Annotated in this window: 16 protein-coding genes; 14 read left to right on the forward strand and 2 right to left on the reverse strand. The window is 68.6% G+C overall.

Annotation, left to right across the window (positions count from 1 at the left end):
- Window positions 1-78: 78 nt before the first annotated feature.
- Window positions 79-879 (reverse strand): C40 family peptidase, encoded by an 801-nt coding sequence (locus tag ABZ845_RS03830; RefSeq protein WP_360972634.1) that lies wholly within the window; start codon window positions 877-879, stop codon window positions 79-81.
- A gap of 786 nt (window positions 880-1,665) precedes the next feature.
- Here ABZ845_RS03830 and ABZ845_RS03835 point away from each other — a divergent pair.
- From ABZ845_RS03835 to nuoN, 14 genes are read left to right on the forward strand one after another with little or no spacing between them, the layout of a single operon-like run.
- Window positions 1,666-2,025, forward strand: a complete 360-nt coding sequence (locus ABZ845_RS03835; RefSeq protein WP_003992243.1) for an NADH-quinone oxidoreductase subunit A — start codon at window positions 1,666-1,668, stop codon at window positions 2,023-2,025.
- Between the two features lie 13 nt (window positions 2,026-2,038).
- Complete coding sequence (locus ABZ845_RS03840; protein WP_152885510.1) at window positions 2,039-2,593, forward strand: NADH-quinone oxidoreductase subunit B; 555 nt, start codon at window positions 2,039-2,041, stop codon at window positions 2,591-2,593.
- Window positions 2,590-3,402, forward strand: a complete 813-nt coding sequence (locus ABZ845_RS03845) for an NADH-quinone oxidoreductase subunit C (RefSeq protein ID WP_360972636.1) — start codon at window positions 2,590-2,592, stop codon at window positions 3,400-3,402. Before ABZ845_RS03840 ends, ABZ845_RS03845 begins: the two co-directional genes overlap by 4 nt.
- Complete coding sequence (locus tag ABZ845_RS03850) at window positions 3,399-4,730, forward strand: NADH-quinone oxidoreductase subunit D (protein WP_360972638.1); 1,332 nt, start codon at window positions 3,399-3,401, stop codon at window positions 4,728-4,730. The genes ABZ845_RS03845 and ABZ845_RS03850 overlap by 4 nt, the downstream gene beginning before the upstream one ends.
- Window positions 4,727-5,599 (forward strand): NADH-quinone oxidoreductase subunit NuoE, encoded by an 873-nt coding sequence (gene nuoE, locus ABZ845_RS03855; RefSeq protein ID WP_360972640.1) that lies wholly within the window; start codon window positions 4,727-4,729, stop codon window positions 5,597-5,599. The genes ABZ845_RS03850 and nuoE overlap by 4 nt, the downstream gene beginning before the upstream one ends.
- Window positions 5,599-6,984 carry an NADH-quinone oxidoreductase subunit NuoF gene (nuoF, locus tag ABZ845_RS03860; protein WP_360972642.1) on the forward strand — a complete coding sequence of 462 codons (1,386 nt, stop codon included), beginning with the start codon at window positions 5,599-5,601 and terminating at the stop codon, window positions 6,982-6,984. Before nuoE ends, nuoF begins: the two co-directional genes overlap by 1 nt.
- Entirely contained in the window at window positions 6,981-9,485 is a 2,505-nt protein-coding gene (locus tag ABZ845_RS03865; RefSeq protein WP_360972644.1) for an NADH-quinone oxidoreductase subunit G, read from the forward strand. Before nuoF ends, ABZ845_RS03865 begins: the two co-directional genes overlap by 4 nt.
- Window positions 9,482-10,846 (forward strand): NADH-quinone oxidoreductase subunit NuoH, encoded by a 1,365-nt coding sequence (gene nuoH / locus ABZ845_RS03870; RefSeq protein WP_360972646.1) that lies wholly within the window; start codon window positions 9,482-9,484, stop codon window positions 10,844-10,846. Before ABZ845_RS03865 ends, nuoH begins: the two co-directional genes overlap by 4 nt.
- Window positions 10,839-11,441, forward strand: coding sequence for an NADH-quinone oxidoreductase subunit NuoI (nuoI, locus tag ABZ845_RS03875; protein WP_360972648.1), 603 nt, complete (start codon window positions 10,839-10,841; stop codon window positions 11,439-11,441). The genes nuoH and nuoI overlap by 8 nt, the downstream gene beginning before the upstream one ends.
- Entirely contained in the window at window positions 11,438-12,280 is an 843-nt protein-coding gene (locus tag ABZ845_RS03880) for an NADH-quinone oxidoreductase subunit J (protein WP_360972650.1), read from the forward strand. The genes nuoI and ABZ845_RS03880 overlap by 4 nt, the downstream gene beginning before the upstream one ends.
- Window positions 12,277-12,576, forward strand: a complete 300-nt coding sequence (gene nuoK, locus ABZ845_RS03885) for an NADH-quinone oxidoreductase subunit NuoK (RefSeq protein ID WP_023547474.1) — start codon at window positions 12,277-12,279, stop codon at window positions 12,574-12,576. Before ABZ845_RS03880 ends, nuoK begins: the two co-directional genes overlap by 4 nt.
- A 15-nt stretch (window positions 12,577-12,591) precedes the next feature.
- The gene (nuoL, locus tag ABZ845_RS03890) at window positions 12,592-14,487 is read left to right on the forward strand and encodes an NADH-quinone oxidoreductase subunit L (RefSeq protein WP_360972652.1); all 1,896 of its coding nucleotides are present in this window, start codon (window positions 12,592-12,594) and stop codon (window positions 14,485-14,487) included.
- A gap of 5 nt (window positions 14,488-14,492) precedes the next feature.
- On the forward strand, window positions 14,493-16,064 hold the full coding sequence (locus ABZ845_RS03895) for an NADH-quinone oxidoreductase subunit M (RefSeq protein WP_360972654.1): 1,572 nt from the start codon (window positions 14,493-14,495) through the stop codon (window positions 16,062-16,064).
- Window positions 16,061-17,710, forward strand: coding sequence for an NADH-quinone oxidoreductase subunit NuoN (gene nuoN, locus ABZ845_RS03900; protein WP_360972656.1), 1,650 nt, complete (start codon window positions 16,061-16,063; stop codon window positions 17,708-17,710). Before ABZ845_RS03895 ends, nuoN begins: the two co-directional genes overlap by 4 nt.
- A 69-nt stretch (window positions 17,711-17,779) precedes the next feature.
- Here the strand turns inward: nuoN and ABZ845_RS03905 are convergent, their stop codons facing one another.
- On the reverse strand, window positions 17,780-18,385 hold the full coding sequence (locus tag ABZ845_RS03905; RefSeq protein ID WP_360972658.1) for a Uma2 family endonuclease: 606 nt from the start codon (window positions 18,383-18,385) through the stop codon (window positions 17,780-17,782).
- Window positions 18,386-18,514 lie beyond the last annotated feature (129 nt).

Consider the following 18,514-nt stretch of genomic DNA (forward strand, 5'->3'; position numbering starts at 1 on the left):
TCCCCACCGACACGAGCGAAGGGCTGTCACCACGGTGCCCCGTGGTGACAGCCCTTCACCCTTGCTGCGTGTGTGCGCTCAGAGCACGCGGATCGCGCCGGTCGGCGGGTCGTACGACAGCGGCCTCTCCACGACGCCCTCGGACGGGTTCTGCGCGCCGACGAAGTTGCCGCCGCCGACGTACACCGCCACGTGGTACGCGCTGCCCGCGCTGCCCCAGTACAGGATGTCGCCCGGCTGAAGGTTGCTCAGCGAGACCTGGGTGCCCTGGGTCGACTGGTCCTGCGAGACGCGCGGCAGGCTGACGCCGGCCTGCTTGAACGCGGCCTGCACCAGGCCCGAGCAGTCCCACACGTTCGGTCCGGTGCCGCCCGAGATGTAGGTGTCACCGATCTGCGCCTTGACGAAGGCGACGACCGAGGCGGCCGAACCGGTGGCCGTGGACGCGCCCGTCGAGGTGCTGCCCGAGGTGGCGGCGAGGACGGTGCGCTCCGAGCTGCGCGAGGCGGCAGCGGCCGTCTTGCGCGCGGCCTCGGCCTTGCGCTCGGCCTCCGCGGCCTTCTTCTTGGCCACGGCGAGGTCCGCCTCGGCCTGCTTCGCGGCCTTCGAGGCGGCCGCGTCGCGCTCGGCCTGCAACTGGTAGTTGTCCGCGGCCTGCTGGGTGGCCTCCGCGGACTGCGCGACCTGAGCGGACAGATCGGCGGTGAACGTGGGCAGCTCAAGAGTCTGCGTAACCGGCTCTGCGGCGCTGGCCGAAGCCGAGGCGCCGGCTGCGGCCAGGCTGAGAACGCCACCCGCGACTCCGGCCCGCATCGCGATCGTCGACGCGTTGCGGTTCCGGGGCTTCCGGTGGCTGCGTATGTGAGCGGTGTGGGACATGGGTACAAGCGGTATCAGGGGCTCCTCCATACCTTCAAGAAACGTGTGCTGCGCCACAGTTGTTCAATCGAGACCTTGAAACCCGGGTGGGCGACTCTTTATTGACGCCGTAACGGGCATTACGGACAGCAGTGATCAAGCGTGTGATCATGGGGTTTCGTCGGTTGGTCCGTATTTGCTCCGCGCCTACCACCGGTCGGGCCGCGTGGCCAAGCCCGCTTTATCGGACCCCCATGGGTATGTGACGCAGGTCACGGAACGGTCGTCTCTGCGGCGGCGTCTCGCGCGTGGACGGAGTCCATCGGCGCTCGTGAATGCGCGCACTCGCATCGGTGGTCGCATGCCCCTCGCTCGTGAATCCATGCACGCGTCCACATTCGTCCCCGCCCCTCCCTCTGGCGTGTGAACGGGCTCCTCTATCAAGGGATCGGGCCCGGCACCAATTTGCCTCGACGGGCATCTGTTTGATATTGCAACGAGGCTCCGACCAGCAGCGATGAACGAAAATGTCACCTCTTGGTGATCGCTTGACTGCTTCGCGTATGTAGATCACCGCTCATCCGACTTCATGATCCTTCGCCGGGTGGTGGAGATCACAAAGTACGTGGGGACCCCCGTGTCGCAGATCACATGGCGGCGGGCATAAGATGCGGGGCAGTTGGGCTTGTGACCTGCTTCACATGTACGCGATCTTCGCTGGGGCGAGCGGGGCTCGTGGGACAGGTGGGGCGGCTGTGAGTCCAGTGCAAACCGCCAGTCAGTGCCGACTGAGAGGAGCGAGGAGCGGTGAACGCGTATGCGCCCATCCTCGTACTGGGAGCCCTCGGGGCAGGCTTTGCGATCTTCTCCGTGGTCATGGCCACGCTGATCGGTCCGAAGCGGTACAACCGCGCCAAGCTCGAAGCCTACGAGTGCGGTATCGAACCCACCCCCACGCCGGCCGGCGGCGGGCGCTTCCCGATCAAGTACTACCTGACGGCGATGCTCTTCATCGTCTTCGACATCGAGATCGTCTTCCTCTACCCGTGGGCCGTCACCTTCGACGCCCTCGGGATTTTCGGGCTCGTGGAGATGCTGCTCTTCGTGCTCACCGTCTTCGTCGCCTACGCGTACGTATGGCGACGCGGCGGCCTGGAATGGGACTGAGGGGCCTTTAGTCATGGGACTCGAAGAAAAGCTGCCGAGCGGATTCCTTCTGACCACCGTCGAGCAGGCCGCGGGCTGGGTGCGCAAGGCGTCGGTCTTCCCCGCCACCTTCGGCCTCGCCTGCTGTGCCATCGAGATGATGACCACCGGAGCGGGCCGCTACGACCTGGCGCGCTTCGGCATGGAGGTCTTCCGCGGCTCGCCCCGCCAGGCGGACCTCATGATCGTGGCGGGCCGGGTCAGCCAGAAGATGGCGCCGGTCCTCAGGCAGGTCTACGACCAGATGCCGAACCCCAAGTGGGTGATCTCCATGGGGGTCTGTGCGTCCTCGGGCGGCATGTTCAACAACTACGCGATCGTCCAGGGCGTCGATCACATCGTCCCCGTGGACATCTATCTGCCCGGCTGTCCGCCGCGACCCGAGATGCTGATGGACGCGATCCTCAAGCTCCACCAGAAGATCCAGACCTCCAAGCTCGGCGTCAACGCCCGGGAAGCGGCCCGCGAGGCGGAGGAGGCGGCGCTCAAGGCCCTCCCGACGATCGAGATGAAGGGGCTGCTGCGATGAGCGACGCGAAGAGCAACGGTGCGAACACGCCGGGCGACGGCGCGAAGACGCCGGGTAGCGGCGCAGGCGGTGCCGCGGCGAACGGCAACGGGGTCAACCCCGAAAAGGACCTCGGCGCAGCGAACCTCCCCGGCATGCGCGGCGCCGGCGGCGAGGAGATCCGTGTCCAGCGCGGCATGTTCGGCGCCGGCAACGGCGGCGACACCTCCGGCTACGGCGGCCTCGTCCGCTCGATCCGGCTGCCGGGCGCGGCCACCCGCCCCTACGGCGGCTGGTTCGACGAGGTCGCCGACGAACTGGAGGGTGCCCTCGAGGAGCAGGGCCTCGTCGCCGGGAACGCGATCGACAAGACGGTCGTCGACCGCGGCGAGCTGACCTTCCACATCGAACGCGAGTACCTCGTCACCGTCGCCCAGACCCTTCGCGACGACCCGGCGCTGCGCTTCGAACTGTGCACGGGCGTGAGCGGAGCGCACTACCCCGGTGACAAGGGCCGCGAGCTGCACGCCGTCTACCACCTGCGCTCGATCACCCACAACCGGCTGATCCGCCTGGAGGTCAGCGCCCCGGACGCGGACCCGCACATCCCGTCGCTCGTCTCGGTCTATCCCACCAACGACTGGCACGAGCGCGAGACGTACGACTTCTTCGGCCTGGTCTTCGACGGGCACTCCGCGCTGACGCGGATCATGATGCCCGACGACTGGCAGGGCTTCCCGCAGCGCAAGGACTATCCCCTCGGCGGCATCCCCGTCGAGTACAAGGGCGCCCAGATCCCGGCTCCGGACCAGCGGAGGTCCTACTCATGAGCACGCAGACTCCGTCCTCCGCCTCCTCGCGCGAGACGACCGAGGGCACCGTCTACACGGTCACCGGTGGCGACTGGGACGAGGTCGTCCAGTCCGCGGCGCGCACCGACGACGAACGCCTCATCGTCAACATGGGCCCGCAGCACCCGTCCACGCACGGCGTGCTCAGGCTCATCCTGGAGATCGACGGCGAGACCGTCACCGAGGCCCGCTGCGGCATCGGCTACCTCCACACCGGTATCGAGAAGAACCTCGAGTACCGCACGTGGACCCAGGGCACCACGTTCGTGACGCGCATGGACTACCTGACTCCGTTCTTCAACGAGACGGCGTACTGCCTCGCGGTCGAGAAACTCCTCGGCATCGAGGACCAGGTCCCGGACCGCGCCACGATCCTCCGGGTGCTCCTCATGGAGCTGAACCGGATGTCCTCCCACCTGGTGTGCATCGCCACCGGAGGCATGGAACTCGGCGCGACCACCATCATGATCTACGGCTTCCGCGACCGGGAGATGATCCTCGACATCTTCGAGCTGATCACCGGTCTGCGGATGAATCACGCCTACGTCCGCCCCGGCGGGCTCGCCCAGGACCTGCCGCCCGGCGCGGTGGACCAGATCCGCGAGTTCGTCAAGAAGATGAAGAAGAACCTCCCGGAGTACGACAAGCTCGCCACCGGGAACCCCATCTTCAAGGCGCGTATGCAGGACATCGGCTACCTCGACCTGGCCGGATGCATGGCCCTCGGCGTCACCGGCCCGATCCTGCGCTCCGCGGGCCTGCCGCACGACCTGCGCAAGGCCCAGCCCTACTGCGGCTACGAGACCTACGACTTCGACGTCCCGACCGCCGACACCTGCGACGCCTACGGCCGCTTCCTCGTCCGCCTGGAGGAGATGCGCCAGTCGCTCAGGATCGTCGAGCAGTGCCTCGACCGGCTCCAGCCCGGACCGGTCATGGTCGCCGACAAGAAGATCGCCTGGCCCGCCCAGCTCGCCCTGGGACCGGACGGGCTCGGCAACTCCCTCGACCACATCAAGAAGATCATGGGCACCTCCATGGAGGCCCTGATCCACCACTTCAAGCTGGTGACCGAGGGCTTCCGCGTCCCGCCGGGACAGACGTACGCGACGGTCGAGTCACCCAAGGGCGAACTCGGAGTGCACGCCGTGTCCGACGGCGGCACCCGCCCCTACCGGGTCCACTTCCGGGACCCGTCCTTCACCAACCTGCAGGCCATGGCGGCGATGTGCGAGGGCGGCCAGGTCGCCGACGTCATCGTCGCGGTGGCGTCCATCGACCCCGTGATGGGAGGCGTCGACCGGTGACCACCAGTTCTTCGGAGCGGGGCGTCAGCCTGGGCATGCCCGAACTGCCCGCGCCCGACTACCCGGACGACGTCCGCGCCCGGCTGGAGGCGGACGCCCGCGAGCTCATCGCGCGCTACCCCGACTCCCGGTCCGCCCTGCTGCCGCTGCTGCACCTCGTGCAGTCGGAGGAGGGGCACGTCACGCGCACCGGGATGAAGTTCTGCGCGGACATGCTGGACCTGACCACGGCCGAGGTCACCGCGGTCGCCACCTTCTACACCATGTACCGGCGGGGACCGTCCGGCGACTACCAGGTGGGCGTCTGCACCAACACCCTGTGCGCCGTGATGGGCGGCGACGCGATCTTCACCGCCCTCCAGGAGCACCTCGGCGTCGGCAACGGCGGGACCACCGAGGACGGCAAGATCACCCTGGAGCACATCGAGTGCAACGCGGCCTGCGACTTCGCGCCGGTCGTGATGGTGAACTGGGAGTTCTTCGACAACCAGACCCCCGGCAGCGCCAAGAGGCTGGTGGACGACCTGCGGGCCGGACGTCCCGTCGAACCCACCCGGGGTGCCCCGCTGTGCACCTTCAAGGAAACCGCCCGGATCCTGGCCGGCTTCCCCGACGAACGGGACGGCGCCACCGAGGCGACCGGCGGCGCGGGCCCCGCCTCGCTGGTAGGGCTGCGGCTGGCGAAGGGCGAGACCACCGCCGTGCGCGTGGTGCACCCGCGGGACGGCGGACCGCACGACGAGCCGCAGGACGGCGGGCCGCACGCGCCCTCGCCGGCCGAGCACCCCAGCTCGCACGACGCCCCGCAGGACACATCGGCCTCCGACCCGGCTCACCCGGCAGGCCCCGCCGCAGAGGAGGGGGAGTGATGACAGTGACCACTGAGGACGGGGGCACCTCCCGCTCCAGCAGGTTCGAGGGCGCGGGGGAGAGCAGCGCCGAGAAGCTGCTGGTACCCGTGCTGTCGGCCTTCTGGGACGAGGAGAAGTCCTGGACGCTGGACGTCTACCGAAGGCACGACGGATATGAGGGGCTCCGCAAGGCGCTCGCCATGTCACCCGACGACGTGATCGCCTACGTCAAGGACTCCGGGCTGCGCGGGCGCGGCGGCGCGGGATTCCCGACGGGAATGAAGTGGCAGTTCATTCCGCAGGGCGACGGCAAGCCTCACTATCTGGTTGTCAACGCCGACGAATCGGAGCCCGGAACCTGCAAGGACATTCCGCTCCTCTTCGCGAACCCGCACAGCCTCATCGAGGGCATCGTCATCGCGTGTTATGCCATCAGGTCGTCGCATGCCTTCATCTATCTGAGGGGTGAAGTCGTCCCCGTGCTGCGGCGGCTGCACTCGGCCGTACGCGAGGCACACGAGGCGGGCTTCCTCGGCAAGGACATCCTGGGCAGCGGACTCGACCTCGAACTCACCGTGCACGCGGGCGCCGGCGCGTACATCTGCGGTGAGGAGACCGCGCTGCTCGACTCGCTCGAGGGCCGCCGTGGCCAGCCGCGGCTGCGTCCTCCCTTCCCCGCGGTCGCGGGCCTCTACGCGTGCCCGACTGTTGTGAACAACGTCGAGTCGATCGCGTCGGTTCCCGCGATCCTGAACCGGGGCAAGGAATGGTTCCGGTCGATGGGCAGCGAGAAGTCCCCGGGCTTCACGCTCTACTCGCTCAGCGGCCATGTGGCGAACCCCGGCCAGTACGAGGCGCCGCTCGGCATCACCCTGCGCCAACTGCTCGACATGAGCGGCGGCATGCGGTCCGGCCACCACCTCAAGTTCTGGACGCCGGGCGGCTCCTCCACGCCGATGTTCACCGATGAGCACCTCGACGTCCCGCTCGACTACGAGGGCGTGGGCGCCGCCGGTTCCATGCTCGGCACCAAGGCCCTGCAGTGCTTCGACGAGACGACCTGCGTGGTCCGCGCCGTCACCCGCTGGACCGAGTTCTACGCCCACGAGTCCTGCGGCAAGTGCACGCCCTGCCGCGAAGGTACGTACTGGCTCGTCCAGTTGCTGCGCGACATCGAGGCGGGCAAGGGCGCGATGTCCGACCTCGACAAGCTCGCCGACATCGCCGACAACATCAACGGCAAGTCCTTCTGCGCCCTCGGTGACGGCGCCGCCTCGCCGATCTTCTCCTCCCTCAAGTACTTCCGCGAGGAGTACGAGGACCACATCACGGGCCGGGGCTGCCCCTTCGACCCGGCCAAGTCCACGGCCTGGGCGGACAAGCCCGCGGAGGTGACCGCATGACTGTGACCACCAGCGCTCCCGCGGGAGGGGGAGAGGCGGCCGTCCCGCCGGAGGACCTCGTCACCGTGACGATCGACGGCGTCGAGATCAGCGTGCCCAAGGGCACCCTGGTCATCCGCGCCGCCGAGCAGCTCGGCATCGAGATCCCCCGCTTCTGCGACCACCCCCTGCTCGACCCGGCCGGCGCCTGCCGCCAGTGCATCGTCGAGGTCGAGGGCCAGCGCAAGCCCATGGCTTCCTGCACGATCACCTGTACGGACGGGATGGTGGTGAAGACTCATCTCACCTCGCCCGTGGCCGAGAAGGCCCAGAAGGGTGTGATGGAGCTGCTGCTCATCAACCACCCGCTGGACTGCCCGGTCTGCGACAAGGGCGGCGAGTGCCCGCTGCAGAACCAGGCCATGTCGCACGGCAACGCAGAGTCCCGCTTCGAGGGAAAGAAGCGGACCTACGAGAAGCCCGTAGCCATCTCCACCCAGGTGCTGCTCGACCGCGAGCGGTGCGTGCTGTGCGCCCGCTGCACCCGGTTCTCCAACCAGATCGCGGGCGACCCGATGATCGAGCTGCTGGAGCGGGGCGCGCTCCAGCAGGTCGGCACCGGAGAGGGCGACCCCTTCGAGTCGTACTTCTCCGGGAACACCATCCAGATCTGCCCGGTGGGCGCCCTCACCTCGGCGGCCTACCGCTTCCGCTCCCGCCCCTTCGACCTCGTCTCCTCGCCGTCCGTGTGCGAGCACTGCTCCGGAGGCTGCGCGACCCGCACGGACCACCGGCGCGGCAAGGTCATGCGGCGTCTCGCGGCGAACGACCCCGAGGTCAACGAGGAGTGGATCTGCGACAAGGGGCGGTTCGCGTTCCGCTACGCACAGCTGAGGGACCGGTTCGAAACCCCGCTGGTAAGGGGCGAATCCGGTGAGCTGGAGCCGGCCTCCTGGCCCCAGGCCCTGGAGGCCGCCGCCCGGGCACTGCTCGACGCGCGGAGCCGGGCCGGTGTGCTGACCGGCGGCCGGCTCACCGTCGAGGACGCGTACGCGTACAGCAAGTTCGCCCGGGTGGCCCTCGAGACGAACGACATCGACTTCCGCGCACGCGTGCACAGCGGCGAGGAGGCCGACTTCCTGGCCGCCCGGATCGGGGGCCGCGGCCGGGACCTCGACGGCACCGGCGTCACCTACACCTCCCTGGAGAAGGCGCCCGCCGTCCTCCTCGTCGGGTTCGAGTCCGAGGAAGAGGCGCCCGGGGTCTTCCTGCGGCTGCGCAAGGCGTGGAGGGGACACGGACAGCAGGTCTTCTCGCTCGCCACCCACGCCACCCGGGGCCTGGAGAAGGCCGGGGGCACGCTGCTCCCCGCCGCACCCGGCACGGAGACCGAGTGGCTGGACGCGCTGGCCGGCAAGGTCGGCCTGGACGAGGACGGGATGCGGGCCGCCGAGGCCCTGCGCACCGGCGGCTCCGTGATCATCGTCGGTGAACGTCTCGCCGCCGTCGCGGGAGGACTGACGGCCGCCGTCCGCACCGCGGCCGCGACCGGCGCCGAGCTGGTCTGGATCCCGCGCCGGGCCGGGGAGCGCGGCGCGATCGAGGTGGGCGCGCTGCCCACGCTGCTGCCGGGCGGACGCCCCGCCACCGACCCCCGCGCCCGGGACGAGGTCGCCACCGCCTGGCACCTGCCCGAACTCCCGCTCCGCTACGGCCGGGACACGGGCCAGATCCTCGAGGCCGCGATCAGCGGTGAACTGCGGGCCCTGGTGGTAGCCGGCGTCGAAGTCGCCGATCTCCCCGACCCGGCACGCGCGCGTGAGGCGCTGTCGGCGGTGGACTTCCTGGTCTCGCTCGAACTGCGGCCGAGCGAGGTCACCGAGCGCGCGGACGTGGTGCTGCCCGTCGCCGCGGTGCCCGAGAAGGCCGGGACCTTCCTCAACTGGGAAGGACGCGCACGGCTCTTCGAGGCCGCGCTCAAGCCGGAGCAGATGACGCGCTCCCTGGCACCCACCGACCTGCGCGTCCTGCACATGCTCGCCGACGCCATGGACATCCATCTGGGGCTGCCCGATCTGCGCACCGCGCGCGCGGAGCTCGACCGGCTCGGCGCCTGGGAGGGACCCCGGGCGAGCAACCCCCTGGAGATCGGCGCGCAACTTCCGCGCCCCGCAGCCGGAGAGGCCGTGCTCGCGGGCCACCGGCTGCTGCTCGACCAGGGCCGCCTCCAGGAGGGCGACGACGCGCTCTCCGGCACGCGGCATGCGGCATGCGCGCGTGTGTCGCCCGCAACCGCCGCCGAGGCGGGCGTCAAGGACGGCGACGCCCTGGCCGTGACCGGCCCCGCGGGAACCGTCGAACTACCCCTGCAGATCACCGAGATGCCCGACCGCGTCGTCTGGCTCCCGCTGAACTCCACGGGGGGCGGCGTCGCCTCCGACACCGGGGCGCTGCCCGGCACCCTCGTCCGCATCGGCCCGGCGGTGTCCACCGCCGACGCCCCCAAGGAGGTGGAGGCATGAGCCCGTACCTCGCCGCCCAGGACCTCTCCATGTTCGGCCGCGACCCGTGGTGGCTGGTCGTCGTCAAGGCGGTCTTCTGCTTCGCGTTCCTGATGGTGACCGTGCTGTTCTCCATCGTGTGGGAGCGCAAGGTCGTCGCCTGGATGCAGCTGCGCATCGGACCCAACCGGCACGGCCCCTGGGGCATGCTCCAGTCGCTGGCCGACGGCGTGAAGCTGATGCTCAAGGAAGACATCATCGTCAAGCGCGCGGACAAGGTGGTCTACGTCCTCGCACCGATCGTGGCGGCCATCCCGGCCTTCATGGCGATCGCGGTGATCCCCTTCGGCCCCGCCGACAACGAGATCTCGATCTTCGGCCACCGCACCACGATGCAGCTGACGGACCTGCCGATCGCGATGCTCTACATCCTCGCGGTCGCCTCGGTCGGCATCTACGGCATCGTCCTCGCGGGCTGGAGCTCCGGATCCACCTACCCGCTCCTCGGCGGACTGCGCTCCTGTGCCCAGATGATCTCGTACGAGATCGCGATGGGCGCCGCGTTCGCCTCCGTGTTCCTCTACTCCGGCTCGATGTCGACCTCCACGATCGTCCAGCAGCAGCACGACCGCTGGTACATCCTGCTGCTGCCGGTGTCGTTCGTCATCTACATCGTCACGATGGTGGGCGAGACCAACCGCGCCCCCTTCGACATGCCGGAGTCCGAGGGCGACCTGGTCGGCGGCTTCAACACCGAGTACTCCTCGATCAAGTTCGCGATGTTCATGCTCGCCGAGTACGTGAACATGGTGACGGTCTCGGCCGTGTCGACCACGCTCTTCCTGGGCGGCTGGCGGGCACCGTGGCCGATCAGTTCCTTCTGGGCGGACGCCAACCACGGCTGGTGGCCGCTGCTCTGGTTCGTCGTGAAGGTCCAGCTGCTGCTGTTCTTCTTCATCTGGCTGCGCGGCACGCTGCCCCGGGTCCGTTACGACCAGCTGATGAAGCTCGGCTGGAAGGTCCTCATCCCGGTCTCCGTGGTCTGGCTGATGCTCGTCGCGACCGTACGGGCGCTGCGCGACGAGAACTACGCCTTCGGCGACATCGCCCTGTACGTCGCGGGCGGCGTCCTCACGCTCCTGCTGCTGTCGTTCGTCGTCGACATGTTCCGCGAGAAGGCCAAGGAGGACGGACGGCCCGCCGAGGAGCCCGCCGCCTTCGACCCGATGGCGGGCGGATTCCCCGTACCGCCGCTGCCGGGACAGACCCTGCCGCCCGTGCCGCGGCGCCGCTCGCGCAAAGAGCGGGAGCTGATTGTCAGTGGCGGGCCGGACACTGTCAGTGACGGAACTTCGGATGGAAAGGAGGCGTCCGATGACTGAGGAGCCCAAGGAGACCAAGCCCGGTTTCCAGAACCCCGTGGCCGGCTTCGGCGTGACCTTCAAGGCCATGTTCAAGAAGCGGCTGACCGAGCAGTACCCGGAGCAGAAGAAGACCACGGCCCCGCGGTTCCACGGACGGCACCAGCTCAACCGCCATCCGGACGGCCTGGAGAAGTGCGTCGGCTGCGAGCTGTGCGCCTGGGCCTGCCCCGCCGACGCGATCTACGTGGAGGGCGCGGACAACACGGACGAGGAGCGCTACTCGCCGGGCGAGCGGTACGGGCGGGTCTACCAGATCAACTACGCCCGCTGCATCCTGTGCGGCCTGTGCATCGAGGCGTGCCCCACGCGCGCGCTGACGATGACGAACGAGTTCGAACTGGCGGACTCCAGCCGCGCCAATCTCATCTACACCAAGGAGCAGCTGCTCGCCGGACTCGAGGAGGGCATGGTCGACACACCCCACGCCATCTACCCGGGCACGGACGAGCAGGACTACTACCAGGGCCTGGTGACCGGCGCCGCGCCGGGCACGGAGCGGCAGGTGGCCGTCTCCGAGGGAGAGAAGCCCGAAGAGCAGGGGGCCGACGCATGAGTGCGCAACTCGCCGCCTACTCCACCTCCACCGGAGAGGCGTTCCAGTTCTGGGTTCTGGGCACCGTCGCGGTGATCGGCGCCCTGTGCACCGTCTTCATGAAGAAAGCCGTCCACAGCGCGCTCTGCCTGGCAGGCACCATGATCGTGCTGGCGATCTTCTACCTCGCCAACGGCGCCTACTTCCTGGGCATCGTGCAGATCGTCGTCTACACCGGCGCGATCATGATGCTGTTCCTGTTCGTGGTGATGCTCGTCGGTGTCACCGCGGCGGACTCCCTGAAGGAGACCATCAAGGGCCAGCGCTGGCTTGCCCTCATGTGCGGGCTCGGCTTCGGCGTCCTGCTGTTCGCGGGCATCGCCAACGCCTCCCTCAAGGACTTCGACGGCGTGGGCAAGGCGAACGCGAACGGCAATGTGGAGGGCCTCGCCGCCCTCATCTTCACCAAGTACGTGTTCGCCTTCGAAATCACCGGCGCCCTCCTCATCACGGCCGCGGTCGGCGCCATGGTGCTCACCCACCGCGAGCGCGCCGAGCGGGCCAAGACCCAGCGCGAGCTGTCCGAGCAGCGGGTGCGCGAGGGCAAGCACGTTCCCCCGCTGCCCGCCCCCGGCGTCTACGCCCGGCACAACGCGGTGGACATCGCCGGTCTCCTTCCCGACGGCACCCCGTCCGAGCTGACCGTCAGCAAGACCCTGCGCGACCGCGGTCAGATCCGCGATGTGTCCGACCAGGCGATCACCGATCTGCGCGCGCTGGAACAGCGCGCCGCCGAGCGCCTGGAGCGGACCGAGGACGAGCGTCCCGCGCTCAAGAGGACCGAGGAGGCGTCGAATTGAACCCGGTCAACTACCTGTACCTCGCCGCTCTGCTGTTCACGATCGGCGCCACCGGGGTGCTGATCAGGCGGAACGCGATCGTGGTGTTCATGTGCATCGAGCTGATGCTCAACGCCTGCAACCTCGCCTTCGTCACCTTCTCCCGGATGCACGGCAACCTGGACGGCCAGATCATCGCCTTCTTCACGATGGTCGTCGCAGCCGCGGAGGTCGTGGTCGGGCTCGCGATCATCGTGTCGCTGTTCCGTACCCGGCACTCGGCCTCGGTCGACGACGCCAGCCTGATGAAGCTGTAAGGGGTCGGAAGAATCGTGGAGAACCTGATTGCGCTGCTGATCGCGGCGCCCCTGCTCGGAGCGGCCGTCCTGCTGTGCGGCGGCAGAAGGCTGGACGCGGCCGGCCACTGGATCGGCTCGGTGCTCGCCGTCGTCTCGTTCGTGTTCGGCGCCGTCCTCTTCAGCGACATGCTGGGGAAGGCCGCCGGCCACCGGACCATGACGCAGCACCTGTTCAGCTGGATCCCGGTGTCCGGCTTCCAGGCCGATGTCACCTTCCGGCTCGACCAGTTGTCGATGACGTTCGTCCTGCTGATCACCGGCGTCGGCTCGCTCATCCATGTGTACTCGATCGGGTACATGGAGCACGACGAGCGGCGGCGCCGCTTCTTCGGCTATCTGAACCTGTTCCTCGCGGCGATGCTGTTGCTCGTCCTCGCGGACAACTACCTGCTGCTGTACGTCGGCTGGGAGGGCGTGGGTCTCGCGTCGTACCTGCTGATCGGCTTCTGGCAGCACAAGCCGAGCGCGGCGACCGCGGCGAAGAAGGCGTTCCTCGTCAACCGCGTCGGCGACATGGGCCTGTCCATCGCGATCATGCTGATGTTCACGACGTTCGGGACCTTCGCCTTCGGGCCGGTCCTCGCCGAGGCGGACAAGGGGAGCGGGGCAAGGGTCACCGCCATCGCCCTGATGCTTCTGCTCGCCGCCTGCGGCAAGTCGGCACAGGTGCCACTGCAGTCCTGGCTCGGTGACGCGATGGAGGGCCCGACCCCGGTCTCGGCCCTCATCCACGCCGCCACCATGGTGACCGCGGGCGTGTATCTGATCGTCCGCTCCGGCGCGATCTTCAACGCCGCACCGGACGCGCAGCTGGTCGTCACCGTGGTCGGCGCGGTCACGCTCCTGTTCGGTGCGATCGTCGGTTGCGCGAAGGACGACATCAAGAAGGCACTCGCCGGATCGACCATGTCGCAGATCGGCTACATGGTGCTCGCCGCGGGCCTGGGCCCCATCGGCTATGTCTTCGCGATCATGCACCTGGTGACGCACGGCTTCTTCAAGGCCGGACTGTTCCTCGGCGCCGGCTCGGTCATGCACGGCATGAACGACGAGGTCGACATGCGCAGGTACGGCGGTCTGCGGAAGTACATGCCGGTCACCTTCGTCACCTTCGGCCTCGGCTACCTCGCCATCATCGGCTTCCCGGGTCTGTCCGGCTTCTTCTCCAAGGACAAGATCATCGAGGCGGCCTTCGCCAAGGGCGGCACCGAGGGCTGGATCCTGGGCGGCGCGGCTCTGCTGGGCGCGGCCATCACCGCGTACTACATGACGCGCGTGATGCTGATGACGTTCTTCGGTGAGAAACGCTGGCAGCCGGACGCGGACGGCCACGAACCGCATCCCCACGAGTCGCCGGGCGTGATGACGATCCCCATGATCGTGCTGGCCTTCGGGTCCGTGTTCGCGGGCGGGTTCTTCTCCATCGGGGACCGCTTCGTGCACTGGCTGGAGCCGGTCACCGGGCACTCCGAGGGCAACTCTCCGGTCAGCGCCCTGACGGTCACGATCGCCACCATGGTGCTGCTCGTCGTCGGCGTCGGTATCGCCTATGCGCAGTACGGCCGCCGGCCGGTGCCGGTCGTCGCCCCGCGCGGATCGCTGCTCACCCGGGTCGCCCGGCGAGATCTGCTCCAGGACGACTTCAACCATGTGGTGCTCGTCCGCGGCGGGGAGCACCTCACGCGGTCCCTGGTGTACGTGGACCACACCCTGGTCGACGGAGTCGTCAACGGTACGGCGGCCTCGGTCGGCGGCCTGTCCGGCCGGCTCCGCCGACTGCAGAACGGCTACGCGCGGTCGTACGCGGTCTCGATGTTCGGCGGTGCGGCGGTGCTCGTCGCCCTGACCCTGCTGATGAGGGCGGTCTGATAGCGATGTCCTTTCCCCTGCTGACAGCGACGGCGGTGCTCCCGGCCGTGGGAGCGATCGCCACGGCCGCGGTCCCGGCCGCGCAACGCACCGCCGCCAAGTGGCTGGCGCTCATCGTCTCTCTGGGCACTCTCGTGCTGGCCGCGGTCATCGCGGTCCGCTTCCAGCCGGGCGGTGCCCGGTACCAGTTCACCGAATCGCATGCCTGGATCAAGGACTTCGGCGTGCGGTACGAGCTGGGCGTGGACGGCATCGCGGTGGCGCTCGTCGCGCTGACCGCGCTGCTCATCCCGTTCGTGATCATGGCGGGCTGGCACGACGCCGACCCGCTGGAGACCGGAAGCCGCCGCTGGCGGCCGACGCAGGGCTTCTTCGCCCTGATCCTGGCCGTCGAGGCGATGGTGATCATCTCCTTCGAGGCCACGGACGTCTTCGTCTTCTACATCTTCTTCGAAGCCATGCTCATCCCGATGTACTTCCTCATCGGCGGCTTCGGCGACCGCGCCCATGAGCACGGCGAGCAGGCGGCGTCCACGCAGCGGTCGTACGCCGCCGTGAAGTTCCTCCTCTACAACCTCGTCGGCGGTCTGATCATGCTGGCCGCGGTGATCGGCCTGTACACGCAGACCGAGACGTTCTCGCTGACCGAGATCGTTCAGGCGCGGGCGAACGGTTCGCTCCACATCGCGACCAGCACCGAACGCTGGCTGTTCCTCGGCTTCTTCTTCGCCTTCGCGGTGAAGGCGCCGCTGTGGCCGCTGCACACCTGGCTGCCCAACGCGATGGGGGAGGCCACCGCCCCCGTCGCCGTGCTGATCACGGCGGTCGTGGACAAGGTGGGCACGTTCGCGATGCTGCGCTTCTGCCTTCAGCTGTTCCCCGGGGCCAGCAAGTGGGCGACGCCCGTGATCCTGGTCCTGGCGCTGATCAGCATCATCTACGGGGCGCTGTTGGCGGTCGGCCAGCGGGACATCAAACGGCTGGTCGCGTACGCGTCGATCTCGCACTTCGGCTTCATCATCCTGGGCATCTTCGCGATGACCAGCCAGGGGCAGTCGGGTGCGACGCTCTACATGGTCAACCACGGGATCTCGACCGCCGCCCTGATGCTGGTGGCGGGCTTCCTCATCTCCCGCCGAGGTTCTCGTCTGATCGCGGACTACGGCGGCGTGCAGAAGGTCGCTCCCGTGCTCGCCGGCACTTTCCTGATCGGCGGCCTGGCGACGCTGTCCTTGCCGGGTCTCGCGCCGTTCGTCAGTGAGTTCCTGGTCCTGGTCGGCACGTTCGTCCGGCACCCGGCGATCGGCATCATCGCCACCTTCGGCATCGTGCTCGCCGCGCTGTACACCCTCGTCCTGTACCAGCGGACGATGACGGGCCCGGTGAAGGCGGAGGTCGCCGAGATGCCGGATCTGCGGGTGCGCGAGCTGCTGGTGGTAGCCCCGCTGATCGCACTGCTGATCTTCCTGGGCGTCTACCCCAAGCCGCTCACCGACATCGTCAATCCGGCGGTGAAGCAGACCATGTCCGACGTACACCAGACAGACCCCCAGCCCAAGGTGGAGGCGGCCAAGTGAGCGCAGCAGCCGTCCACAGCCTGTGGACAACGGCGGCCGGGCCGATCGCGAGGATCCCGGCGCCGAAGATCGAATACGCACAATTGTCGCCGACCTTGATCGTCATCGGTGCGGCACTCGTCGGAGTGCTGGTCGAGGCGTTCGTTCCGCGCAAGTCCCGGTACTACGCACAGGTGTTTGTGTCGGTCGTTGCGCTGGCCGCCGCGTTCGCCGCGGTCGTGGCGCTCGCGGGCGGCGGATACGGCACCACGAAGGCCCATGTCGCGGCCATGGGGGCGATCGCGGTCGACGGGCCGTCCCTGTTCCTGCAGGGCACGATCCTGCTGGCCGGCCTGCTCGGTGTTTTCACCTTCGCCGAGCGGCGTCTGGACCCGGCGGCGCACGGAAACCGGGTCGACTCGTTCGCCGCCCAGGCGGCGTCCGTGCCGGGCAGCGAGAGCGAGCAGGCCGCCGTGAAGGCGGGCTTCACCACGACCGAGGCGTTCCCGCTGCTGCTGTTCGCGGTCAGCGGCATGCTCGTCTTCCCCTCGGCGAACGACCTGCTGACCCTGTTCGTCGCCCTCGAGGTCTTCTCCCTCCCGCTGTACCTGCTGTGCGCCCTGGCCCGCCGCAAGCGGCTCCTGTCGCAGGAGGCCGCGGTCAAGTACTTCCTGCTCGGCGCGTTCGCCTCCGCGTTCACGCTGTTCGGCATCGCCCTCCTGTACGGCTACGCGGGCTCTGTGTCGTACGCGGCGATCGCCCAGGTCGTCGACGGCACGGCCACGAACGTCGACCCGGCGCTCGCTTCCACCATGGGCAATGACGCGCTGCTGCTGATCGGCGCGGCGATGATCGTGATGGGCCTGCTGTTCAAGGTGGCCGCGATCCCGTTCCACATGTGGACGCCGGACGTGTACCAGGGCGCCCCGACCCCGGTGACCGGCTTCATGGCGGCGGCGACCAAGGTGGCGGCGTTCGGCGCCCTGCTGCGGCTGCTGTACGTCGTCCTGCCGGGCATGCGCTGGGACTGGCGGCCTGTGATGTGGGCGGTCGCGATCGTCACCATGCTGGGCGGTGCGATCGTCGCGATCACCCAGACCGACATCAAGCGCCTGCTGGCCTACTCCTCGATCGCGCACGCGGGCTTCATTCTCGCCGGTGTGATCGCGACGACCCGGGACGGCGTGTCCGCGGTGCTGTTCTATCTGGCCGCGTACTCGTTCGTGACGATCGGCGCCTTCGCCGTCGTGACGCTCGTCCGTGACGCGGGCGGCGAGGCGACGCACCTGTCGAAGTGGGCCGGACTCGGACGCAGGTCGCCCCTGGTGGCGGCGGTGTTCGCCGTGTTCCTGCTGGCCTTCGCCGGCATCCCGCTGACCTCCGGTTTCGCCGGGAAGTTCGCCGTGTTCAAGGCGGCGGCGGAGGGCGGGGCCGTGCCGCTGGTCGTGATCGGTGTGATCTCCTCGGCGATCGCCGCGTTCTTCTACATCCGGGTGATCGTGCTGATGTTCTTCAGCGAGCCGCGTGCCGAGGGCCCCACCGTGGCGGTGCCCTCACCGCTGACGATGACGGCGATCGGGGCGGGCCTCGCGGTCACGCTGGTCCTGGGCGTGGCACCGCAGTACTTCCTGAACCTGGCGAGTCAGGCGGGTGTCTTCGTGCGCTAGACAAGCCTCCACCGCACACGACGGCCCGGTGCCCGCTCGGGGGGTGCCGGGCCGTCGTGCGGGCCGCTGCTACTGCTGCGCTGTGCGGCGGGCCTTGATCCGGGTGAGGTCCAGGTCCACGGGGAAGGGAGCGGCCACCTTCATCCGCTCTCGGAAGATGCCCACGCTGGTGTAAGCGCCTGTGGTGGGTTCCAGCTCGAAGGCGTGGACCACGGCCAGGCCCTTTTCGTTCTCGACGCGCCAGTAGTGCGGGATCTTGGCGCGGGCGTACTTCAGGGGTTTTGTCTCCCGGTCCCGGGAGACGGATTCCGCGGAGACGACCTCGACGGCCAGCACCACGGCGTCCGCCGGGAAGCGGGTCTGCTCCGGCTCCTCCTCCACCACGTCCCCGCGCACGACGACCACATCCGGCTCGGGCCGGTTCTGCCGGTCGATGTCGATGGTGAACTCGCGGATGACCTCGAATTCCGCCGGCGCCAGAGACTGGAGCTGCCAATTGAAGAAGTCGACCGCGCGTGAGTGAAACATGGTTTGCGGACTCACGAAGACCAGGCTTCCGTCGATCAGTTCCGTGTGCGGAGGCAGATTCGGAAGCCGGTCAAGGTCGTCGGCGGTCCAGCCGCCCTCCGGCGGGATCGGCCAGGTGGACCCGGACGCCTTCGGTGCGACGCTCATCAGTGCTCCCATGGGACGGAGTCTCGCCGGTCCATTCAGACTATCGGCCGGAAACGGGCACGTCGCCCGCGTACGTGTGAACGACTGTCGTGTCGTTGACCGAGGTCCACTGCTCGTTGACCGAGGTCC

Source organism: Streptomyces sp. NPDC047022 (assembly GCF_040644155.1).
GTDB lineage: Bacteria > Actinomycetota > Actinomycetes > Streptomycetales > Streptomycetaceae > Streptomyces.

Excerpts from the sequence above, each read along its gene's own strand:
- ABZ845_RS03830 (WP_360972634.1), bottom strand. The coding sequence starts at position 879 with ATGTCCCACACCGCTCACATACGCAGCCACCGGAAGCCCCGGAACCGC.
- ABZ845_RS03840 (WP_152885510.1), top strand. The coding sequence starts at position 2,039 with ATGGGACTCGAAGAAAAGCTGCCGAGCGGATTCCTTCTGACCACCGTC.
- ABZ845_RS03845 (WP_360972636.1), top strand. The coding sequence starts at position 2,590 with ATGAGCGACGCGAAGAGCAACGGTGCGAACACGCCGGGCGACGGCGCG.
- ABZ845_RS03850 (WP_360972638.1), top strand. The coding sequence starts at position 3,399 with ATGAGCACGCAGACTCCGTCCTCCGCCTCCTCGCGCGAGACGACCGAG.
- nuoF (WP_360972642.1), top strand. The coding sequence starts at position 5,599 with ATGACAGTGACCACTGAGGACGGGGGCACCTCCCGCTCCAGCAGGTTC.
- ABZ845_RS03865 (WP_360972644.1), top strand. The coding sequence starts at position 6,981 with ATGACTGTGACCACCAGCGCTCCCGCGGGAGGGGGAGAGGCGGCCGTC.
- nuoH (WP_360972646.1), top strand. The coding sequence starts at position 9,482 with ATGAGCCCGTACCTCGCCGCCCAGGACCTCTCCATGTTCGGCCGCGAC.
- nuoI (WP_360972648.1), top strand. The coding sequence starts at position 10,839 with ATGACTGAGGAGCCCAAGGAGACCAAGCCCGGTTTCCAGAACCCCGTG.
- ABZ845_RS03880 (WP_360972650.1), top strand. The coding sequence starts at position 11,438 with ATGAGTGCGCAACTCGCCGCCTACTCCACCTCCACCGGAGAGGCGTTC.
- ABZ845_RS03895 (WP_360972654.1), top strand. The coding sequence starts at position 14,493 with ATGTCCTTTCCCCTGCTGACAGCGACGGCGGTGCTCCCGGCCGTGGGA.
- ABZ845_RS03905 (WP_360972658.1), bottom strand. The coding sequence starts at position 18,385 with ATGAGCGTCGCACCGAAGGCGTCCGGGTCCACCTGGCCGATCCCGCCG.